This window comes from Fructilactobacillus sp. X2R1C1 (genome assembly GCF_059901435.1).
Genome location: NZ_JBWXUV010000002.1, coordinates 139837 through 162893, shown reverse-complemented (window position 1 = coordinate 162893; position 23057 = coordinate 139837). Strand labels below are relative to the sequence as shown.

23 protein-coding genes are annotated in these 23057 nt (G+C 36.9%); 3 read left to right on the top strand and 20 right to left on the bottom strand.

Annotated elements, in window-relative coordinates; translation table 11 throughout:
- The first annotated feature begins 47 nt into the window (after positions 1–47).
- The gene (locus tag AC6UDG_RS03785; protein WP_500693794.1) at positions 48–224 is read left to right on the top strand and encodes a YjzD family protein; all 177 of its coding nucleotides are present in this window, start codon (positions 48–50) and stop codon (positions 222–224) included.
- Positions 225–269: 45 nt separating this feature from the next.
- On the opposite strand, the gene pepT is transcribed toward AC6UDG_RS03785, so the two are convergent.
- The 14 genes from pepT to rpsU form a co-directional block, all read right to left on the bottom strand.
- A complete protein-coding gene (gene pepT / locus AC6UDG_RS03780) occupies positions 270–1508 on the bottom strand; it encodes a peptidase T (protein WP_500699455.1) in 1239 nt (412 codons plus the stop codon).
- Between the two features lie 11 nt (positions 1509–1519).
- Positions 1520–2332, bottom strand: coding sequence for a Nif3-like dinuclear metal center hexameric protein (locus AC6UDG_RS03775; protein ID WP_500706440.1), 813 nt, complete (start codon positions 2330–2332; stop codon positions 1520–1522).
- The gene (locus AC6UDG_RS03770) at positions 2319–3023 is read right to left on the bottom strand and encodes a tRNA (adenine(22)-N(1))-methyltransferase (protein ID WP_500693797.1); all 705 of its coding nucleotides are present in this window, start codon (positions 3021–3023) and stop codon (positions 2319–2321) included. The genes AC6UDG_RS03775 and AC6UDG_RS03770 overlap by 14 nt, the downstream gene beginning before the upstream one ends.
- A 57-nt stretch (positions 3024–3080) precedes the next feature.
- Positions 3081–4346, bottom strand: coding sequence for an RNA polymerase sigma factor RpoD (gene rpoD, locus AC6UDG_RS03765; protein WP_500693798.1), 1266 nt, complete (start codon positions 4344–4346; stop codon positions 3081–3083).
- Positions 4347–4372: 26 nt separating this feature from the next.
- Positions 4373–6193, bottom strand: a complete 1821-nt coding sequence (gene dnaG, locus AC6UDG_RS03760) for a DNA primase (RefSeq protein WP_500706438.1) — start codon at positions 6191–6193, stop codon at positions 4373–4375.
- Between the two features lie 45 nt (positions 6194–6238).
- Complete coding sequence (gene glyS, locus AC6UDG_RS03755) at positions 6239–8317, bottom strand: glycine--tRNA ligase subunit beta (RefSeq protein ID WP_500706436.1); 2079 nt, start codon at positions 8315–8317, stop codon at positions 6239–6241.
- Positions 8318–9286, bottom strand: coding sequence for a glycine--tRNA ligase subunit alpha (gene glyQ / locus AC6UDG_RS03750; RefSeq protein WP_500696652.1), 969 nt, complete (start codon positions 9284–9286; stop codon positions 8318–8320). It lies immediately after the preceding gene.
- Positions 9287–9566: 280 nt separating this feature from the next.
- Complete coding sequence (gene recO / locus AC6UDG_RS03745; RefSeq protein WP_500706434.1) at positions 9567–10340, bottom strand: DNA repair protein RecO; 774 nt, start codon at positions 10338–10340, stop codon at positions 9567–9569.
- Positions 10341–10348: 8 nt separating this feature from the next.
- On the bottom strand, positions 10349–11257 hold the full coding sequence (gene era / locus AC6UDG_RS03740) for a GTPase Era (protein WP_500706432.1): 909 nt from the start codon (positions 11255–11257) through the stop codon (positions 10349–10351).
- 10 nt (positions 11258–11267) lie between these two features.
- On the bottom strand, positions 11268–11663 hold the full coding sequence (locus AC6UDG_RS03735; protein WP_500706430.1) for a diacylglycerol kinase family protein: 396 nt from the start codon (positions 11661–11663) through the stop codon (positions 11268–11270).
- Positions 11647–12129 carry an rRNA maturation RNase YbeY gene (ybeY, locus tag AC6UDG_RS03730; protein ID WP_500696650.1) on the bottom strand — a complete coding sequence of 161 codons (483 nt, stop codon included), beginning with the start codon at positions 12127–12129 and terminating at the stop codon, positions 11647–11649. Before ybeY ends, AC6UDG_RS03735 begins: the two co-directional genes overlap by 17 nt.
- 2 nt (positions 12130–12131) lie before the next feature.
- The gene (locus AC6UDG_RS03725) at positions 12132–13106 is read right to left on the bottom strand and encodes a PhoH family protein (RefSeq protein WP_500706428.1); all 975 of its coding nucleotides are present in this window, start codon (positions 13104–13106) and stop codon (positions 12132–12134) included.
- Between the two features lie 116 nt (positions 13107–13222).
- Positions 13223–13666, bottom strand: a complete 444-nt coding sequence (locus tag AC6UDG_RS03720) for a GatB/YqeY domain-containing protein (protein WP_500706426.1) — start codon at positions 13664–13666, stop codon at positions 13223–13225.
- Positions 13667–13720: 54 nt separating this feature from the next.
- Positions 13721–13918, bottom strand: coding sequence for a 30S ribosomal protein S21 (rpsU, locus tag AC6UDG_RS03715; protein WP_039142968.1), 198 nt, complete (start codon positions 13916–13918; stop codon positions 13721–13723).
- Positions 13919–14061: 143 nt separating this feature from the next.
- Between rpsU and AC6UDG_RS03710 the strand changes: the two genes are divergently transcribed.
- Positions 14062–14880, top strand: a complete 819-nt coding sequence (locus AC6UDG_RS03710) for a pyruvate, water dikinase regulatory protein (RefSeq protein WP_500696648.1) — start codon at positions 14062–14064, stop codon at positions 14878–14880.
- Here AC6UDG_RS03710 and AC6UDG_RS03705 read toward each other — a convergent pair.
- The 6 genes from AC6UDG_RS03705 to aspS all read right to left on the bottom strand — a co-directional run bounded on the left by AC6UDG_RS03705 (position 14861) and on the right by aspS (position 21844).
- Complete coding sequence (locus tag AC6UDG_RS03705) at positions 14861–15796, bottom strand: deoxyribonuclease IV (RefSeq protein ID WP_500693809.1); 936 nt, start codon at positions 15794–15796, stop codon at positions 14861–14863. The two genes, AC6UDG_RS03710 and AC6UDG_RS03705, sit on opposite strands and share 20 nt — an antisense overlap.
- The gene (locus AC6UDG_RS03700; RefSeq protein WP_500695604.1) at positions 15789–17012 is read right to left on the bottom strand and encodes a CDP-glycerol glycerophosphotransferase family protein; all 1224 of its coding nucleotides are present in this window, start codon (positions 17010–17012) and stop codon (positions 15789–15791) included. Before AC6UDG_RS03700 ends, AC6UDG_RS03705 begins: the two co-directional genes overlap by 8 nt.
- 11 nt (positions 17013–17023) lie before the next feature.
- Positions 17024–17833, bottom strand: a complete 810-nt coding sequence (locus AC6UDG_RS03695) for an ABC transporter permease (protein ID WP_500693811.1) — start codon at positions 17831–17833, stop codon at positions 17024–17026.
- A gap of 27 nt (positions 17834–17860) precedes the next feature.
- Complete coding sequence (locus tag AC6UDG_RS03690) at positions 17861–18928, bottom strand: CDP-glycerol glycerophosphotransferase family protein (protein WP_500695603.1); 1068 nt, start codon at positions 18926–18928, stop codon at positions 17861–17863.
- A gap of 157 nt (positions 18929–19085) precedes the next feature.
- Entirely contained in the window at positions 19086–19964 is an 879-nt protein-coding gene (locus AC6UDG_RS03685; protein ID WP_500693813.1) for a YitT family protein, read from the bottom strand.
- 101 nt (positions 19965–20065) lie between these two features.
- A complete protein-coding gene (gene aspS / locus AC6UDG_RS03680; RefSeq protein ID WP_500706424.1) occupies positions 20066–21844 on the bottom strand; it encodes an aspartate--tRNA ligase in 1779 nt (592 codons plus the stop codon).
- A gap of 348 nt (positions 21845–22192) precedes the next feature.
- On the opposite strand from aspS, the gene AC6UDG_RS03675 reads away from it, so the two are divergent.
- Entirely contained in the window at positions 22193–23044 is an 852-nt protein-coding gene (locus tag AC6UDG_RS03675) for an N-acetylmuramoyl-L-alanine amidase family protein (protein WP_500696642.1), read from the top strand.
- Positions 23045–23057 lie beyond the last annotated feature (13 nt).

Genomic DNA, 23057 nt, shown 5'->3' with positions numbered 1-23057 from the left:
TTTTTTCTACTGTAGTGATAAACTACTGGTATTGAGAGGTGTTAATTATGAAGACGTTTGCTGCTAACTTAACTGGTGCTTTCTGGGGATTTGTATATGGCGAAATTATTGGTTATATTGGATCGGCCTTGGTTGGCGCACCTTATAATTGGATTCAAGTTGGAGTAATCGGCGCTGTTGTTGCCCTTATTGCCTTCAACGGAATTAAACTAATTAGTCGTTAATTAGAAATAAAAATAACCTGCAGGTTGAACCTGCAGGTTATTTTTTTAGTCTTTTGAAACATCCTCTGAAATCTTAATAATTAAATCGACAGCCTTTTCCATCGTTTGAAGCGACACATATTCAAAGCGACCATGCATGTTTTCTGGTCCAGCAAATAGGTTGGGAGTTGGAATCCCAAGAAAAGAAATCTTAGAACCATCAGTACCACCACGAACCGGATAAATATTTGGCTTAATGTTAACTTCATTCATGGCATCCTTAGCAATATTGACGGGTGTCATATCTTTCTTAATGATTTCCGCCATGTTGTAATATTCATCATGCATCTCAAGTTCAACTCTCCCATCACCATATTTATCATTAAACTTATTAACTAAGTTTTGAATGAACTGCTTGCGTTCGTTGAACTTACTCTTATCATGATCACGAATGATGTAATCTAATTTAGCATGATCAGTTACCCCATCAATCGCAAGCAGATAATAAAAGCCCTGACGATCTTTGGTATTTTCCGGTCGTTGGTCCTTTGGTAATTGATTATGAAAATCAATTGCAAGCTGAGAGGCATTTACCATCACACCATAGGCGTCACCAGGATGAACATCAGTTCCGTTGAATTTTATTGTGGCAGACGCCGCATTAAACGTTTCGTACTCTAAGTCTCCAAGTGGACCACCATCAACCGTGTATGCAAAATCAGCACCAAAATCAGTAACGTCAAATTGATCGGCTCCGGTACCAATCTCCTCATCTGGTCCAAACCCAACTACGATATCGCCATGCTTAATTTCGGGATGATCAACTAAGTATTTCATTGCCGTCATAATTTCAGCCACTCCCGCCTTATCGTCAGCTCCTAAGAGAGTTGAACCATCGGTAGTAATTAAAGTTTGACCAGCATACTTTTTAAGGGTTGGAAATACGCTCGGATCCAGCTGGTATTTGCCATCTTTATCAAGTTTAATAATCGATTTTCCATCGTAATTTTTAACTACTTGTGGATTGACGTGTTCTGAATTAAAGTCTGCAGTGTCTATATGAGAGATAAATCCAATCTTAGGAACTTTTTGCTTAACATTACTTGGTAAATCAGCAAAAACATAACCACTTTTTTCATTGGTTCGTACGTTTTCCATCCCAATATCCTTTAATTCATAAGAAAGTTCGTTTAAAAAATCAACTTCTTTAGGATCAGACGGAATTGTGTCAGAATTCGGATTAGATCTCGTATTCACCTTCACATATTTCAAAAAGCGATCCAGTAACTGCTTGCTATCAGCCATAACTATTCCTCCTATATAAACTCAAACGGATCCGTGTTTAGTTGCGATGCAAATACATTGATATCCCAACGATTTTCATCAGACCAGCGCGTAAACATTTCAGCTAACTTATTTTTACATATACTTTCAATATGGTGCCCGGGATCAATCGCAGACAGACCACTTGAAAGCATCTCTTGAGAAGTATGATAATACAAATCGCCAGTAATATAAACTTGAACGCCTTGTTCAATCGCTTGTCGATAGAACTTGCCACCGTCTCCACCTAAGATAGCAATCCGCTTAACACGCTGCTGATCATCATTTGTTACTATTCGTAAACCACTAATTCCAAACACTTGTTTACATAGTCGACCTAAATCAATGATTTTCATTGATTGTTTCAAGTTGCCAACGCGTCCCATCGAATAATTAGTAGGAAAACCCTTAGTATCCAAATGGGGTACCAGTCCAACGGTATTTTGAAGACCGATCGCATCTGCTAGCCAGTCATTCATTCCACCATTTGCATTGTCCAAGTTCATATGAGCCGCATAAACGGTAATATTATGTTTCAAAATATTAGCGTACATTTGATTTTGGGGATCAGCTAAATCTAAATTCTTTGCAGGATGAAACATCACGGGATGATGGGCAAAAATAAAATCAACGTTCTTGTTGATCGCTTCATCAACCACTTCAGGTCTAACGTCTAAAGTGGTCATGACGTTTTTAATACTTCGCTTTTTAGAACCAATTTGAAATCCAGTTGGGTCTTTTGGTTCAGCAAGTGAAAGTGGTGCGAATCGTTCAAATCTAGTAATTAAGTCATTAACGGTTGTCATCTAAAATCTCCTCTAATTCTTCGTTAATCTTTTGGATGTGTTGAATTTTTTCAAGAGGTGGATTAGTAGCATTATGCAGATTATCCAAAACAATCTTATTTTTCCGCATCCGATCAGTCCATTTTGCAATAAATGCTTGTTTTTGTTGTTTTAAAAGAATCGGTCCAAACCTTAGTTCCTGATTAGAATACTTAACCGGATTCGTTGATGGAGTTGCCAAGATCATTTCATAAAAATGACCAGCATCAAAAACAATGTTTTCAATATCGATCTTATACTGATTTGTAACTAACCAACTTCTTACTCGAATTTCATCAACGTTTGGTTGCAGAATTAGGGCCGTTTGTTTAGAAAGTTTCTCTTTGCCACGTTCAAGGATCTGAGTGATTAATTCACCACCCATCCCAGCAATCACAATTGCATTCACGTGGTCACTTGATTTAATCACATTAAGTCCATCTCCCAACCGGGTCACCATTTTATCACCTAAGTGTTGTTCTTTCATTTCCGATGTTGCGTTATGCAGTGGTCCAGGAGCAACCTCACCGGCAATCGCAAACTTAATCAAATTCCGTTTTAACAAATAAGCCGGAACATAAGCGTGATCCGAACCGATATCAGCTATTGTTGCCCCATTAGGAACTAAATCAGAAACTGCTTGTAAACGTGGCGATAACTTTTTTGCCGTCATCGTTTCCCTCCTAATCCAATAAAAAAGCAGCGATCCAGTTGGATCTCTGCCACATCTTTAATCTAAGAAATCTTTTAATTGTTTACTGCGTGATGGATGTCTCAGTTTTCTTAATGCTTTAGCTTCAATCTGTCGAATTCGTTCTCTAGTGACACCAAAGACTTTTCCAACCTCTTCTAAGGTTCGAGTTCTTCCATCATCTAACCCGAATCTAAGTCGTAAAACGTTCTCTTCACGGTCAGTTAACGTATCTAGGACACTTTCAAGTTGTTCTTTTAAAAGCTCATAAGCAGCATGATCAGCAGGACTAGTGGCATCTTCATCTTCAATAAAGTCACCTAAGTGGGAGTCATCTTCTTCACCAATTGGAGTTTCAAGTGAAACTGGTTCCTGAGCAATCTTAAGGATCTCTCTAACCTTTGAAGTTGGCATATCCATCTCAGCACCAATCTCAGATGGTAACGGTTCTCTGCCAAGGTCTTGGAGTAATTGACGCTGAATTCGAATCAGTTTATTGATGGTTTCAACCATATGAACGGGAATTCGAATGGTTCGAGCCTGATCCGCAATGGCTCGAGTAATTGCTTGTCTAATCCACCAAGTAGCGTACGTTGAAAACTTAAATCCCTTACGGTAATCAAACTTCTCAACGGCCTTCATTAAACCCATGTTCCCTTCTTGAATCAAATCAAGAAATTGCATGCCACGGCCAACGTAACGCTTGGCAATTGAAACAACTAATCGCAAGTTTGCTTCAGCTAATTCTTGTTTAGCTGTTTCATCACCCTGCTCGATTCTAAGAGCTAATTGTACCTCTTGATCAGCGGTAAGTAATGGAACTCGACCAATTTCCTTTAGGTACATTCTGACCGGATCATTAATTTTAACTCCCTTTGAACTGGAAGCATTTTTTAGTTCTTTTTGAGTAACTTTTTTAGCTGCTTTTAAAGCTCTGGGATCAGGTTCGCCACTTTCATCAACAATACTTATTCCTGAGTCTTCAACCTTTTCCATCAATTCGTTCATTTGTTTTTTATTTAAACTAAATGGAACCTGGAGTTCTTCCTCCAAGACCCCATAGGTGATGTGACCAACCTTCTTGTGCTTCTTTACAACGGCGTCAAAAACCTTCTTATATCCAGTTTTATCAAATTTTTCTTTACTCGTTGTCTTCTTTGCTCTAGTTGCCTTAGTTTTAGTCGTTTTCTTTGCAGTAGTCTTTTTAGTGCTCTTATTTTTAGGAGCACCGCTCTTTTTGGGAGCTGCTTTCGCAGTCTTATTTGTGGAATTTACTTCATTTTTCTTAATGTCTTTTTCTGCCATAAAAATTGCCTCCCATTACTGTATTCTTATTGATACTTCTTTTGCAGGTCCTGGTATTCTTTACCCAATTGGGCAGCCTTATCAGTATCACCAAGTTTAACTGCATCTAACATTTCTTGATACTTTGATTTAAGGGATACCCCACCAGTTAAAGCCTGCTTTATTATTTTAACACAATCGTCAACTTCTTTTTCACTTGGCTCATTAGATAAAGCAGCCATTTCAATATTAGCGAAAGTTGATTGCAAATCAGATTCCTTCAAAAAGTCACTAAATTCAGCAGGAACGTACTCGTCATGCGACTGAAAATAATGTTGTGCAAGTAAATAAATCGTTTGATACCCATCATGAACAAAACTAAAATCAGGATCATCGGTCACCTTTAGCCAAACATCATGATTATTCAACATTCGTGACAAAAGTAAGCGCTCCGCACTTTCAACTTTAGTAATCTTCTTTGGATTTCGATTCAAAACTTCAGGAGATGAGTCAGTCTTCAACCTACGAATTTGTTTTCTTTGCTGTTTATTGATGAAGGTCGAACGAATTTGTTTACATTGAACCGACAAAGCATTGATATCCAAGTCAAACTCATCAGCTAAATGTTTTAAATAAACACTACGTTCAACGGGTTTGTCAATTTTTGCAATCACATTAACAGCTTCATCTACATAATTTAGTTTTTCTTCATCATTACTTAAATCATACTGCGTTTTAAGAAAATGCAATTCAAAGGAAGTTGTGGTTTCTCGAGCACTTTTGATAGCATCTTTAAACTTGTCATTTCCATTTTTTCGTCGATACTCATCAGGATCAACCCCGTTAGGCATTTGAATCACGCCAACTTTAAACTTACCTTCACTACTTAAAAGGCTAATCGCTCGCTTAGTAGCCTTCTGTCCAGGTTCATCGCCATCATAACAAACGTATATCTGATTCGTTAACTGATTGAACTGATAAATTTGTTCGTTCGTCAAACTCGTTCCCATTGAAGCAACGCCGTTTTTAACCCCGGCCTGAAAAGCAGAAATAACGTCCATAAAACCCTCAAACAGAATTAAATTTTGCTCATTTCGAATACTAGACTTGGCAAGATCGAGATTATAAATAATCCTTCGTTTATTAAAGATGCTAGTTTCAGGACTATTTAAATATTTTGGAAGATCAGGATCTCGATGTAAGATTCTACCGGAAAATCCAATGGTCTTAGAATTAGGATCCCTGATAGGATACATGATCCGATTCGAAAATCGATCATTCAATTCACCACTCGAATTTTCAACAAACAATCCCGATTTTCGTAAAAGTTGAAAATCAGTTTTTTTGTTCTTAAAGAACGGTTTTAAGAGTCTTTGGCTAGGGGCAAATCCTAAGTTAAAAGTTTCAATCATTTCATCCGTTATTTTTCGTTCATGCAGATATTTTAATGCGGGAACTCCAAGCTCAGTGTTAACCAATACATGATGATAGAGTTTACTGGCTTCCTCATGAAGATTAATGAGGCTGTTCTTTTCTGAATTTACTGGAGATTTACTATTATCATTTTGAACTGAGTCAGGAAGAGTAATTCCCTCATCTTCTGCCACAGCAATAACAGCTTCTGGAAAGGAAATTCCTTGCAAATCCATGAGGAATTTAAAAACATTTCCACCGCGTCCACAACTAAAACAATGAAAAATCTGTTTACTTTCTGACACAGAAAAGGATGGTGTTCTTTCCTCATGGAACGGACACAAACCGAATAAATTATTTCCTGACTTCTTTAGATTGACATACTTACTAACAACGTCAGTAATGTTAGTCTTACTTAAGACATCATCAATTACCGTTTCAGGAATTTTTGCCATGAGATCACCATCCTTTCTCGGAAATCTATTCTAATATTAATTTTTTTATTTAACAATTATTTCGTCGACATCAGCAAAGTGATCAATCATTCTTGCTAAATTAGTCAATTCTGCCAGACGATTATTGCGAACTTTCGTGTCGTCTGCCATTACCATGGTTTTATCAAAATACTCATCAATGAGTGGCTTTAAAGAAGTTAATTCATTAAAAGCTTGGTTAGCATTCAATTCATTAAAGTTTGGGCTGATAAGTTTGATTTTATCATTAAAGACTTTCTCTGAATCATTTTCAAACAACTTTTCATCAACTTTAACACTACCAGCTGGAAAATGACCTTTTTGAGCAATCCGAACCACTCGTGTCAGTGCTTCAATTGATTCTTTAAAATTAGGATCATCTTTATGATCATTTAATGTCATTGCGGTTTCAACGTTAAAGTAAATATCACTGTCAGTTGATCCCACCGCCGCATCAATTAGATCATAGCGAATATCTTTCGACTTGAGTTGTCGTTTAATTCTTTCTTTAATAAACGCAACCACGTCAGAAACAATCTTAGTTTGATCTACTTTTGGTAAGACCGCTTTAGCTTTCTCTTCAGCAATCACTTGATTCATTAATGGCATAAGTGGTACTCGCCACTTTTCACTAACAACAATTCTAACAATTCCAGCTGCCTGCCTTCTTAATGCATACGGATCATTTGAACCACTAGGAATCATATCTGCAGCAAAGAAGGTCATCACACTGTCAAGTTTATCTGCCACTGATAAAACAGCACCTACTTTAGTTTTGGGAAGTTCCCCGTCGGATGAAATGGGAAGATAATGTTCACGAATTGCAGTAGCAACTTCCGGATCTTCACCCGCAAGCAGTGCGTACTTTTCACCCATTACTCCTTGTAATTCAGCAAACTCTCCAACCATCCCGGTAACTAAATCAAATTTATAAATTTCTGAAGCACGTTGTAAGTGTTTTAATTGAGTTTCATCTAATCCAACATCTTTCCCAATTATCTGGGAAATAACTTGAACCCGCTGCATCTTATCGTATTCAGAAGAAATCTTATCGTGAAAACTAACTGTTTTGAGCTTATTAACATAATCGTCAATTGATTGCTGTTGATCCTCATTATAGAAGAAATCAGCATCATCAAGTCTAGCAGTCAAAACTTTCTCGTTTCCGGCAACCACGTTATCAAGATGATTCTCATCCCCATTTCTAACGGAGACAAAATAAGGTAAAAGATTACCATCCTGATCTTCAACGTAGAAGAATCGTTGGTGGTTTCTCATTGAAGTAATCAATACTTCACGTGGAATTTTTAAGAAACGGTCGTCAAATTTTCCAGCAAAACTAGTTGGCCATTCCACTAAGTTATTAACTTCTTCAAGAAGATCATTATCAATATTGACCTTCCAATTGTTCTTTTTCGCAATCGCTTCAATCTGTTTACGAATTAAATCTTTTCGCTTGTTAGCATCGGCAATCACGTGTTGGCTGGTTAAAGCTTCTTCATAATCATCGGCATTTTTTAACTCGACGTCTTTTCCAAGAAAGCGGTGTCCCCAGGTGGTCCGTCCAGAATTAACATCAACAATCTGCATTGGGATCACTTCATCGTCCAGTAAAGCCACAATCCATTTAATGGGGCGAATAAATTCAAACTTGTTGGTTCCCCACTTCATTAACGTTGGAAAAGTCATTGATTTTATAACATCATTAAGACCACTTAATACTTCTTGAACTGGTTTTCCCGCTACGTGTTTTTCAACAAAAGCATACTTAGTTCCCTTAACATCCTTAAAGACGATATCATCAGGCGTTAATCCTTGTCCTTTAGTAAAACCAATTGCCGCCTTACTCCAATTGCCATCTTTGTCCTTTGCAATCTTTTCGGCCGGACCTCGAACCTCTTTATCAACATCTGGTTGTTTGTTAACTAAGCCAGTAATTTGAATTGCCAGTCTTCTAGGAGTAGAGAACTTTTTAATTTGGTCATAAGAAATTCTTTGATCTTTTAAATACTGAGCCGCTTTTTCTGCCAATTGATTAACACTTGGCGTCACGACATGAGCGGGCATTTCTTCTAATCCAATCTCCAACAAAAATGTCTTAGCCATCTACTTATCCCCCTTGCCATCATGATGCTTTTTGTTTTTCTTCTTACTATTTTTTGAATCATCTTTTAAAAGCTCTTGTCGTTTTTGCTCATCCTTAATAAGTGGAAAACCACGCTTTTTACGCTCAGCAACAAATGCTTTGGCGATCGCGTGTGCCATTTTTCGAATTCGTGAAAGGTAACCAGCACGTTCAGTGACAGATACGGCTCCTCTTGCATCTAGTAGATTAAAAGTATGACTACATTTCAAAATATAATCATAGGCTGGGTGAACTAGTCCAAGTGATATTAATCGTTTGGCCTCTTTCTCGTAAGCATCAAACATTTCGTGCAACATTTTTTGGTCTGATTCTTCAAAACTATACTTAGAATGCTCATATTCGGGCTCTTTAAAGATGTCACCATACTTAACTCCGTTACCCCATTCCAGGTCAAAAACATTGTTGACGTCTTGAATGTACGAAGAAAGCCGTTCCAATCCATAGGTGATTTCAACCGCAACTGGATCCATAGTTAATCCACCGACAACCTGAAAATAAGTAAACTGAGTTACTTCCATGCCATCGAGCCATACTTCCCATCCAACACCGGCACATCCCATTGATGGATTTTCCCAGTTATCCTCAACAAACCGAATATCATGTTCAAGTGGATTAATTCCTAGTTGTTCAAGCGAATTAATGTACAATTCTTGGATGTTGTCCGGAGATGGCTTCATTAATACCTGAAACTGATGATGCTGATAAAGCCGATTAGGATTTTCTCCATACCTACCATCAGCTGGACGTCTTGATGGTTCAACGTAACAAACATTCCATGGCTCTGGTCCAATCGCACGCAAAAAAGTGTACGGACTCATTGTTCCCGCACCTTTCTCAGTATCATATGATTGCATCCGCATGCAACCAAGCGAACTCCAATATGACTCTAGAGTACTGATAATATCTTGGACTGATAGTTTTTCTGTCATTAACTTCTCCTCCTAATCAATAAGCAAATAAAAAAACCTATGCAAAAGTACAATGACTTTCACATAGGGACGATTTATTCGCGGTTCCACCCTACTTCTGAACTTAATCAGCAACTCGAGATTAAATGGCTCCGAAAGTGCCAATTTATACCCACATTAACCATTTCCCACTAACATGGTTTCACTGAAATGTGATAAGCATAAAACTTCCTTCATCAACACCAATTATTTAACTACTATAATTATAAAATTATCACACAAAACAGTCAACGGTTAACCATCAATTAAGGTTGATTTTCCAATTGTTCATCTGATCTAAAAATTTTTTACTCTTTAAATTTAGTCCAACAGAACTATCGTAAATTTTATCAATCACACTGCGAATTTTCTTTTTAGTTTTGCTATTAACCTGAATGTTACCGATTTTTTTCAGGTCAATCGCAGAAAACAAGCGAAGATAGTAAATTGTTTTTTGGTCGAGATGCATTCGATGAGGATCAAGATGAAAATGATCCTCACAAATAATTCCTCCATACTCTTCTGAATAATCAAACTTTTTATTGGTTTGATGACAAATAACACAGGATTTAAATTCAGGTGCTACCCCAAAAGCAGGAAGAAGTTGAACCTCAATGATATTAGTAATTACTTCAGCATCAAAACCACTGTTAATCATATTTAAAGCGTAGTATAAACGATTAAACCAATCGTTTATCTTAACTCCTTCAGGAAATGCCGCATCCACTAACGTCATAATGTAAGTAGCGTATGCATCTAAATAAATATCATTTGCAATCTGTTCAAAATGCTTAACCTCATTACCACTACTAATGTACGACAATCCTTCTGATTTGAGCGTGCCCTCGTACGTACCAAAGCTAAATGGCAAAATATCACCTGCCATTTTAAAGTTCGCTTTATTGGCTCCTCTAATAAAAAACATTTTGAGCCCAGCTTCTGCCGTCAAAAATTTCACCAACATATCGTGCTCGCGATAGTTCTTACGATACAATAAAATTCCATGAAAAGTTTGACTCCTTGGATTTACTGACAAAATATCACCTAGTAACTATCTTTTCGGTATCCTAATTGTCTTAAAGCTGATTCTTTTTCACGCCAACTTGGTTGAATTTTTACCCACAATTCAAGATAAACTTTGCTTCCAAGTAGAGTTTCAATCTCTTTTCTGGCCAATGTCCCAATCTTTTTCAGCAATCCACCATTCTTCCCAATTAAGATCCCGCGTTGGCCCTTTCGTTCAACAATAATATTAGCGTCAATATGAACGTTTCCATTATCTTGGGTCTTCATTTTTTCAACTTCAACTGCAACAGAATGTGGAATTTCTTGCCTCGTTAGTTCTAAAACTTTTTCGCGAATTAATTCGGAAACGATGAAACGTTCAGGATGATCGGTAATTTCATCGTCAGGATAATACTGCGGTCCTTCTGGCAACTTAGAAACCAAAGTAGTCAGTAATTCATCAACATTGTTCCCTTGAAGAGCAGAAATAGGAAACACATCAGCCCATTTATAAGCTCGTTTGTACGTGTCCATGATTGGTAATAAACTGTTCGGATTGACTTCATCAATCTTATTGATAACTAAGTAAACCGGACAATCCACTTTTTTTAATTGATCGATGATGTAATTATCACCAGCACCACGAGTTTCAGTAGCACTAACCATAAAAAGGACTGCATCGACCTCCTTTAAAGAAGAGAGAGCAGCGTCGTCCATATAATCATCCAACTTGTTTTTTGGTTTATGAATTCCGGGAGTATCAATGAAAACAATTTGTGCATCATCAGTGGTATAAATTCCCTGAATTTTGTTACGAGTGGTTTGTGCCTTGTCAGACATAATCGCAACCTTTTGCCCAATCACTCGATTCAAAAAGGTTGATTTCCCAACATTTGGACGTCCTACAATTGCTACAAATCCTGACTTATACTGTGCCTTTTCTGCCATATTTTCCCCTTTAGCTCATTAATTCAATAATTTTTGGAACGAAAACAATTAAACCTACAATGATCGCAAAAATTGCCGTTAAAACAACGCCACCAGCCGCAACGTCTTTAATTACCTTAACTCGTTCGTCGTAATGATGGTCCGCCATAAAATCCATGATCCTCTCAACAACGGTGTTAAGAATCTCACCCACAAGAACTAAAATAATTGCGGTAAACAGCCACATAAATTGTTCCAAACTAATTTTCAAAAGAAACCCAATTATTAGGGTAATAATGGCACTAGTTATATCAAACTTAAAGTTTCGTTCATGAACAAAAACCCATTTAATGCCATCAAACGCATGTCCAAAAGCCTGAAATATATTTTTATTTTTCCCAGTCTGTTTATTATTTTGTAAGTCCATAAGAGTCCATAATCTTTCTTTGAAGTGGGAACATGATGGCTTCATCCTCAGGCTTCATATGGTCATAACCATTTAGATGCAAAAATCCATGTACAACTAAAAAACCAAGTTCTCGATCATTTGAATGATTTAAAAAATCAGCCTGTTCAGCAACTTTATCAACACACACAAAAATATCCCCAATATTTTCAGGAATATCTTTTTTCATTTCATCATTCATGATTACGGGAAAATCATCATCACTCTGATCTTCAATCGCAAAACTAATCACATCAGTGGCCCGATCTACACCACGGTAGTCCCGGTTAATTTCCTTGATGCGATCATTGTTGACCAAAGTAACCGACATTTCGGTATTATTCTTTAAATCAATATACTTAGCGGCATAATTTAGAATATCTCTAATCAAATCAATTTTTTGGGGGTCGACCCCATCCTTAGTTTGATCATATATTTCCAGATCCATATCTATTCCCCATTATCATTTTTTTCGTAGGCATTAATGATTTTAGCCACAACTGGATGTCTAACTACATCATCAGCACTAAAGTTTACAAAATTAATATCATCAATATTTCTCAGGATTTTAGGAGCGGTGACTAATCCACTCCGGATTCTTCCGTTTAAATCAATTTGAGAAATATCACCATTAACAATCATTTTAGAACCAAAACCCAACCGGGTTAGAAACATTTTCATCTGAGCATTAGTAGTGTTTTGAGCTTCGTCTAAAATAACAAAAGAATTATCGAGGGTCCGACCACGCATATAAGCTAATGGCGCAATTTCGATAACGCCACGATCCATTAGCCTTTCAGTGTGATCAGATCCAAGGGTCGAATTCAGTGCATCGTACAGTGGTCGTAAATATGGATCAACTTTTTCTTTTAGGTCGCCAGGTAAAAAGCCTAAACTCTCACCCGCTTCAACAGCTGGTCTGGTTAAGACAATCTTATCAACGTCACCCTTTTTTAAAGCGGCAACTGCCATTACAACTGCTAGATAAGTCTTTCCCGTCCCAGCAGGTCCGATTCCAAAGGTAACATCATTATGCTTGATGGACTGAACGTACTGACGCTGCCCAAAATTCTTAACTCGAACTGGCTTCCCCTTATTATCCTTTAAAAGGACTTGATTATATAATTCTGGGAGAAAACCTAGAGTCCCTTTCTCAGCCATCTTCATTGCCGAAACAAAATCACTACCATTCAAAGTGATCCCAGAATGAACAAGTTCAAGCATTCCATTTAAAATATCAATGGTATTTTGAACCGCTTTCTGAATGTCACCTTCAACCGTAATCTTACCACCAGAATGGCGAATAGAAGTTTCCATCCCTCGTTCTAGAATATCTAAAAAGGCATCTTGAGCTCCAAATAAAGCTGATTCATCATTTGGATTCTTTAACGTTAATTCTTTTTTAAATTCAAAATTATCTGTCAATCAAACAGGTTCCTTTCATATCAACTCAACTTTTACTTAAAATACTAGCATATAATTTGCCACTTACAAAGTAAAAGAACAAAAAGAACCCATTGACCATTCAATGAGTTCCCTTCTTAACTAAGCGCTTTATTAACAAGTTTATTAACAGTGTTGCCATCGGCTTGTCCTTTAACTTTACCCATGACAGCACCCATTACTTTGCCAAAATCGCTCTTGTTTGACGCACCAAGTTGCTTAACCGTTTCGTTAACAATTTTTTCAAGATCAGCTTCTGACATTTGCTTTGGGGCATAATTTTCAAGAATCTTTAGCTCATCTTCTTGCTCCTTCACCAAATCATCCCTGCCACCATCTTTAAACTCAGCAATCGAATCTTTGTGTTGTTTAACTTCTCGATTAACAACAGCCGCTTCTTCACTATCAGAAAGATCATGACCTAATTTAATCTTTTCATTCATTAAGTTCGACTTAAGCATTCTGATAATTGTCAGCTTAGTCTTATCATGATTCTTCATTGCATCTTTTAGATCATTATTTAATTCATTTGATAAAGTCATATTGGACCTCTTTTCGTCAATATAAAAAACGCTCCTGATCAGGGGCGTTTAATATTAGAAGCTGCGACGCTTCTTTTTCTTATTGTTACGTTTACGAGCTGCTTCTGATTTTAATTTACGTTTTACGCTAGGTTTTTCGTAAAATTCACGTTTACGGAATTCCTGAAGGGTACCGCTTTTTGAAACCGTGCGCTTAAAGCGTCGAAGAGCATCATCAAGAGATTCGTTTTTACGAACGACAGTTTTTGACATGATAAAATCCCTCCCTCCGAGCTTAAATGATACCGTCTGTAATCCTTAACGGTCAATATCAATTATACATTATGGCACGGAGCCCGTCAACGAGTCTGAACAAGAAATATGATAAAATGTTAACAAAGTAGGAGGTAAATATTATGGCAACTAATTTTAATGCATTTATCATTTCTGATTCAAGTGGTGCCACGGCAACTTCGATCGCCCGAACCGCTGCTTCTCAATTTCCAGAAGCAAACGCTAATTTTAAACGATACCCATTTACTCAAACGCAATCCATGCTCGATGGAATACTCAAACTTGCTAAAAAACAGGACGCCATCATTTTTCACACTTTAGTTGATCCAAGCCTGAGTAAAATGGTATCTCAATTTGCACTAGAAAATAACCTTTATAGTTTTGACTGCATTCAAAAACCCATTCAAATCATTTCTAAAAAACTTCATGAATCTGCTGCAGAGGTACCTGGCCTAGTTCACAACTTAAATGAAGACTACTTCAAACGGATCTCAGCAATCGAATTTGCGGTAGCTAATGATGACGGAAAACGACCTAATGACCTCAAAAAAGCTGATATCGTTCTTTTAGGAATATCAAGAACATCTAAAACGCCATTATCGCTATACCTTGCCAATCAAAACTTCTTAGTAGCAAACGTCCCAATCGGTCCTACCATCCAATTACCAGAAGAGGTTTATCAGATCGACCACAATAAAATATTTGGTTTAACCAATTCAGTTACCAATCTAAAAAAGATTCGGCAAGAACGGATGATTGCTTATGGGTTAGACCCAAACACTCCATACTCGGACTCAAATCAAATAAAAAAAGAGCTTGACTATGCCAAGCAACTTTATCGAAAACTAAATTGTCTTCAAATTAACGTGTATAACAAGTCAATTGAAGAAACAGCTACCATCATAACTCAAAGTCTTAATATTAACGAACAAGATCATTAATCTTTTTAGCTTGATAATCTTCTTTAATATCCTCAATCATATCAGGATTAAACTTCTGTTCTTTTAACATTTTAATTTCATATTGATGAGGATTAATTTTAACATCCCCAATCTTAACAACCGGCGTCTCTAAAATCTTAGGAACTTGATCAAACTTGGGATACCGGGCTACATAATTTAAAGCATCAAATCCAATGGTCCCGAAACCAATGTTAGTATGACGGTCTTTATGGGATCCCATTGGATTTTTAGAATCATTTAAATGAATCACTTTGATTCGATTAATACCAATAACTTGATCGAACTCTTCCATAACCCCATCAAAATCATTTTTAATGTCATAACCAGCGTCGCTAGTATGACAGGTATCAAAGGTAACCGATAACTTATCATTCAAATTAACACCGTCAATAATCTCAGCAAGTTGTTCAAAAGTCGACCCGATTTCAGTCCCTTTTCCTGCCATTGTTTCAAGTGCAATTTGAATCTTTTGTTCTGGGGTGATTACTTCATTTAACCCTTTAATGATCTGCTTAATTCCGGCTTCAACGCCAGCACCAACATGTGCACCGGGATGCAAAACAATTTGATCAGCTCCCATTGCTTCAGATCGATCAATCTCTTGTTTAAGAAAATCAACCGCAAAGTGGAAACTTTGTGGCTTTTTTGTGTTACCTAAGTTAATGATGTAAGGTGCATGAACTACCACCTCACGTAAATCATGATCAGCCATGTAGTCGTGTGCTTGATCAATTTTAAGATTTGCAATCGGGGTCCTTTTTGAGCTCTGAGGAGCACCAGTGTATAACATAAAGACATTCTCACCATCGCGTTCGGCTTCTTTTGCGGATCCTAACATCATCTCTGGCTTTTTCATTGCAACATGTGAACCAATCAAAAATTCATCATTACTCATGTTTATCCCCCATTACTTTAACAACTTGATTAGAAGCATCTCCATGCTCCCAACTACAAAACTTACCATAAAATTTCTTCATTTTCTGATGATACCCAGCAAACTTACCATTTTCATTAAAATTAGACAACTCTTCATAAAAAGAATTTTGATTTTGAACAATTGGACCAGGAGCATCGCTTAGAAAATCAAAATAAAATCCACGTAGTTCATCCTTATAATGCTTTAAGTCGTAAGTATAAAACAACATTGGCCGTTTTAGATTGGCATAATCAAACATTACTGAAGAATAGTCAGTAATGAGTAAATCTGAAATTAAGTATAACTCATTAATATCACGATCAGCTTCAATGTAAACTCGCTTTTCATACCCAGAAATATCAATTTGGTCCTTGACTAAGTAATGCGGACGAATAATTAAAACAGTGTCACTAGATACATACTTAAAGAAACCCTTTAAAGAAAACGGTAACTCAAAGTTATAACTGCCCTTCTTTTGATAATCATCATCACGCCAAGTTGGTGCATACAAAATAACTTTAGAAGTCGAGTCACCAATAATTTTTTCTTTTAATTTTTTAATCTCACCTGAAGTATTTTTATGATATAAGACATCGTTTCTGGGATAACCAATTCGTAACGGAATATTTCTAAAATCAAAGGCGTGATCAAAGATTCGTTCTGAATACTGATTAGGCATAATTAAATAGTCCCACCGCTTGGCTTCTTTGACAAAATCATCATGGTATTGATTAGTGGAAATACCTGGAATCGCAACGTGTTTGATATCAATTCCTAATTTTTTTAACGGGGTTCCATGCCATGTTTGGATATAGGTGGTCCGCTTATTCTTTTTCCACCACTTCGGAAATCGGGAATTAAAAACCCAAAAGTCTGCCCTAGCAATGTGCCAAACCCACCTTGGAAAAAAACGCCGTAAAATCTTTATGTTGGGATACTTTTCGTGTAATTGTTTGTATTTGGAAGCTTTGACACCAAAATAGGCTTTTTTAGCATCATGAGGATGTTGCTTCACCCACGCAAGGTAAATGGCGGCTGGATTATCGTTTATATCCCTACCATTAAAACTTTCAAACATTACTTCATTTTTTTTAGTTGGTAAACAAATAAACCCATCGTTTAAAACGATGAGCCCAGTGCGAATAGTCAACTTAATCCCATTAATTAACTTGTTTTTAATTTGTTTTCCATTCATGTTATTTTTACCTATACTAAATCAACAAAATGCGATCTAAATTTAAAGTGAAGATGAGATCCAATTAAAAAGAAAAATAACGTCATCAACCAAAAAATCACGGTTAACAGTGGCTTCTCCCAAAACCAGCTACTCGATAACATTGAATCCCTGAATCCTTGAACAATGTAAAAAAACGGATTCAACTCCAAAATTCTGATTAAAAATGGCGGAAATGATGCAGACGATTCAAAGTTAAATAGAACTCCTGAGATGTAGAACAGCATTCTCATAAACGATTGCAACATGACATGATAATCTCGTACCAAGACGGTAATGGTCGAATTAAAAATGCCAAAAGCAATTAACCAAGCAATCATGGCAATAAAGTAATAAATCCACTGGAACCAGAACAAACTCGGTCGAACTCCATAAAGATAACCAATTACAATTGAAAACGCCAACATTGTCCAAAAAGAACTCAAGTTACTGACTAACTTAATCGAAGGTAAAATGCTAATTGGAAACTTCATCTTTGAAACTAACCCAGCTCGTTGATAAATACTCTTAGAGGCGTCTAGTGTAACTCGGTTCATAAAAAACCAAGGAGTAATCCCAATGACCATCCATGGGAGATAACTGCCGTTGTGTCCGGTACTACCCTTTAACCCAACACCAAAGACTAACCAGTAAATTGCAATTTGAATCAGCGGATAAAGATACTCCCAGACTAAGCCCAAATAATGACTTTGATACGTAGCCTTATCTTCATACTTTGAAATTCGAAAAATAATGCCCAAATTTTCAAATTGTTCCTTAAGTAAGGCCCAAACTTCCTTCAAGCTCAGCACTCTCCCTTTTCTGTTTATCTAATTATTTTGTAAAACATACTTTTTAATAACCCGTTCGGTTGCATACCCATCATTATAAGTGTTCCAGTGTTTATTAAAATTAGTAAAATCAATTTTTTGATTATCCACAATGGCTTTATTCAACTGATCAACCTTAGTGATTGGTTTAGATGGTAACCACTGTAAGAAATCCTTTTGAATTCCTGGGTCTTTTTCGTATTGTTCTAAATCAAACATAAAGAAAATCATTGATCGTGCTTGTGGCAATAAACTAAAATCAAAGGCAACTGAAGAATAGTCCGTTACAAGTGTGTCACAAACTGAAAGTAAATCAGACGTTGAAAGTTGATTATAAAAACGAATATTTCCGTTTGAAAACTTTCTAATACGTGCTTCCTGATCCCTGAGTAAGGGATGAAGTTTAACCACTGTAATCGCATTTGGATCGGCGGTCAATGCTTCGCCAATACTTTTTGGAGGTTCAAACTCTAAGCCATCCCGATATGTTGGAGCATACAAAATGACTCTTTTACCCTTTAATTCTGGAGCAACCTGATAAACACGATGTCTGGCAACTCTTCTCCAGCGTTCCTTAAACAATCGATCCGAACGTGGATAGCCTAAATATTTCATTTTACTAGGAACTTCATGATAACTGCGTTCAAAGATCTTTCCCATCGCTTTTGAAGCTACCACAAAGTCATCAAAATGATTGTACACACTTTGAAATCTAAGTCTATCGAAAAACGATCTTTTCTTGGTCGTGGGATCTTCCCATCCAAAACATTTAATGGCACCATCAGCATGCCACAATTGAACAATTCTCATCTTACTCTTTGGTCGTACTAAACCAGCCAAAAATGGGAAGTAATTATCACAGAACAAAACTCGAGCTGACATTAATTGAGGAACGGTAAATAACGCAAATTTAGCGTTTTCATTAAAGGGAATCGTCTTGATTCCAAATGCACTCAAATCAGTTGCTGCAGCTTCAATTTCGGGTTCGTATAATACGACTAATTCTTGTCCAATGGGCGTGTTAGTGGCAATCTGTTTAATCAACCTAAGGTTATTATCGAAACTCATAACATAATATATATTTTTCTTTGGTCGAAAATAAAAAATTGCGGAAACTATTTTAATTAACCATGTATACATGACTTTCACTTAAACCACCATTTTCAATAATTACAATGAGACATTATATCATAAAGAAAAAACCGGGACACTCTAACTTAATAAGCTATTTTCGCTTCTTTTCATAGAAATTCCCTAGTACCTTATCAACATCCACAACCACTCCAAATGAATCTGGATCAGATTCATTTAAAGCCGCTTCAAATTCGGTCATTTCATATCGTGAAATTGAGGTGAACAAAACCGACTTTTTTTTATGGTTATAGGCTCCCTCAGCATTATGAATAATCGTAATACCTCTCCTAAGGTGATTTTGAATACTATCAACCACCGTCTTAGGACGATCAGTAACTACCATTACTTGCACGATTTGTTGCCTTGTATATGCCAGATCCATCGCTTTCGCGTTAACTAGGACTCCAATTGCTGAATAAAAAGCATAGGGCCAACCATAAAAGAATCCCGCTGATAAGATGATAAAAGTATTGAATATCAGATTAATTGTCCCAATTGATTTACCGGTTTTACGTTGGATAACAATTCCTAAGATATCTAACCCACCAGTAGAAATCCCATTTTTAAGCGACAGACCCACTCCAAATCCGTTAATGGCACCACCAAAGATAGCACAAATCAATGGATCCGTTGTCAGAGTCAGTGGCCGTAATATTTTGATCATAACACTGGCAACCACAACGGAAACGAACGTAAACATGGTAAACTGATGACCAATTTGTTTCCAAGACAAAATAAACATTGGAATGTTCAGTAAGAAAAGTCCCAAAGCAGCTGAAATTGTAAATGGAAAATACCGTTCTGTAAGAGTATCCAATAGCTGTGCAAAACCGGTAACTCCTGAAGAATAAATGTGTCCGGGAGTCCAAAAGAAATTCATCGCAATTGAAACCATGATTCCGTACACGAAGGCGGTCGAGAACTTAGATATGTACTGATGTCGCTTTAAAATTTTTTGTACGTCGTCCATTTAAGTAGCCCCTGATCATTTAGAAATTCATAACTAGTATACCATTCCAAAATTTAAAAAAAATAAAAAGTTGTGGGGTTACCACAACTTTTAGCTAATATTTAATTATCCTTTTTATCGACTGAAATGCCTAATTCATCTAACTGTTTGTCAGAAACAGGTGTAGGAGCACCAGTCAATGGTTCAACTGCCTTTGAATTCTTAGGGAAGGCAATTACATCTCGAATATTACCACGATGTGCTAATAACCTAGCAAAACGATCTAATCCAATTGCCAAACCACCATGTGGTGGAAAACCATAATCTAATGCTCTAAGGAAATACCCAAATTGATTCTCCGCACTTTCCTTAGTAAATCCGAGGGCTTTAAACATCTTTTCTTGAAGATCACGTGTATGAATACGAATTGATCCTCCACCAAGCTCCAGTCCATTCAGAATAATATCATAACTTTGAGCATGCGCTTTGTGGGGATCTTCTCCATCATTTAGGTAATGTTCGTCACCTACATTTGGCATCGTAAATGGATGGTGAGCAGCAACCCAACGCCCAGCACCCTCATCATATTCAAATAGTGGCCAATCAACAATCCAAAGGAAATTATACTTGTCTTCTGGAATCATATTTAACTCATTGGCAATGGCAACCCGGAGGTATCCTAAAGTATCAGCCACTACCTTACTCCGATCAGCAGCAAATAATAACAAGTCACCGTCTTTTGCCCCAGTGGCTTTTTTAATTTTACTTACCATTTCTGGATCTTTAAAGAATTTAGCGATTGGGCCAGAGAATCCATCATCAGTGACTTTCATCCATGCAAGTCCCTTAGCGCCAAAACGCTTTACGTATTCACCGTACTTATCAATATCTTTTCTTGAAAATTTTGCTGCACCACCAGGAATAGCAATGGCTTTAACCTGACCACCATCTTTAATTGCTGAATCAAATACCTTAAAGTCGGACCCAGTAACTACGTCCGAAAGATCCTTTAATTCCATCCCAAAGCGAGTATCCGGTTGATCTGTACCAAATCGGTCCATTGATTCCTGCCAAGTAATCCTCTCAAAGGGCAAATTAACATCAACGTCAACCGTATCTTTCATGACTTTTTTAATTAATCCTTCTGTGATTTCCTGAATTTCTTCAGCAGAAAGAAATGAAGTCTCCATATCAATCTGGGTAAATTCTGGTTGACGATCACCCCGTAAGTCTTCATCTCTGAAGCACCGTGCAATTTGATAATAGCGATCAAATCCAGCTCCCATCAGTAACTGTTTAAACTGCTGCGGAGACTGAGGTAATGCATAAAATGATCCCGGATATACTCTTGATGGGACTAGGTAGTCTCTTGCTCCCTCTGGAGTTGAAACCGTTAGATCTGGGGTTTCAATATCGATAAATCCATTTTCGTCAAAATACTTGTGAGTAGACTGTAAGATCCGATTCCGGATCAATAATCCCTTTTGCATCACTGGACGTCTAAGATCAAGATAACGATACTTTAATCTTAAGTCATCAGACGCATTGATATCATTTTTGATTTCAAATGGGGTTTGCTTGGAGGTGCTTAAAACCTTAGCGTCAGAAACATCAACTTCAACTTTTCCGGTATGGATATCCGGATTAATTTCTTTTTCTGCTCTAGCAACCACTCTTCCTTTAATCTGGATAACATACTCATTTTTAACTGATTCGGCTACTTTAAAGGCTTCTTTGCCATTTTTTTCATTAAAAACCAACTGAACGATCCCAGCACGATCACGTAAGTCAATAAAAATAAGACTTCCCAAGTTACGCTTTTTAGCAACCCATCCATCTAAGACTACTTCTTGATCTAAATAATCCTCGTTAACGTTTCCAGCATACGTTGTTCGCTTCATGTACTAATCTTCCTCTCATTTAGTTGAGTCAAAAGCATAAAAAAAGCGCACCATGTAATCACAAGGGCGCAATTAGCACGGTACCACCTTTTTTAGTTTCTTTTGTTTATTCATTTTACCTCGATGCGTCTTTACCATTTATAGGACACGCCCTCTCAGCACTTGGACGTTCTCTTCAGACCACTAAACGGTTACTATTCATCGTCAACAGTATTTTAAATCACTTTAAGACTAATAAAACCCACATAAATTGTCAAGATTCTAGTGAGTATTTTTATTATATGCTTAAACAAAAAGACAAAAAGTTATACTATTATGAGTAATCGTATCATTAATGAGGTCGAAAAGATGAATATAAATTTATACATAAAAAATAAACGCGGTTTTTACACTACTTTGATAATTGTGGGCGTAACCTTGATTATCCTTTTAGTTATGTTAATAAAAAATAATGTCAGTATTGGCTTTAATAACCTGGACATAAAATCCGGTCCAGGGATTGAATATCGTACGGTCAAAACCATTAACCGAGGAACTAGACTTCAAATTCTAAGTGAAAAAGACAACTGGTACAGAGTTGTATATCAAAACCAAAAGATTGGTTGGGTACCTACTTGGTTAGTCAATAATCGTAAGCTTAATAAAGCCACTAAACTATCAGAAACAACCATCGTCTTAGACCCTGGTCATGGAGGAAGTGACTCGGGTGCACTATCAACCAGCGGGCAAAAAGAAAAAAACTACACCCTTAAACTAGCCCAACAAGTCGCAAATAAGCTGCGTAATCGTGGTGCGCATGTTATCATGACAAGGGATTCAGATAAGACGGTTAGCCTATACAAACGACCCGATTTTTCAACTGATAATCATGCCAACCTCTTCGTGAGTTTCCATTTTGATTCATCCAGTACCGATAACACCGCAAGTGGATTTACCAGCTACTACTATCATTCAGGAAAATCAAAACAACTGGCATCTGATATCAATTCCAATATGGATGATGTTCCCCTTAATAATCGTGGTGTCCAAGTTGGTAACTATTTAGTGATTAGGGATGTCTCAATCCCATCGGTTTTACTCGAAATGGGATACATTAATAATGACCATGACTTTAGTAAGATTAAAAATGCTAGTTACCAAAATCTCGTTGCAAATGATGTAACCAATGGAATCAATAATTATGTAAACAAGACTTATTAGAAGGGAGTTTACT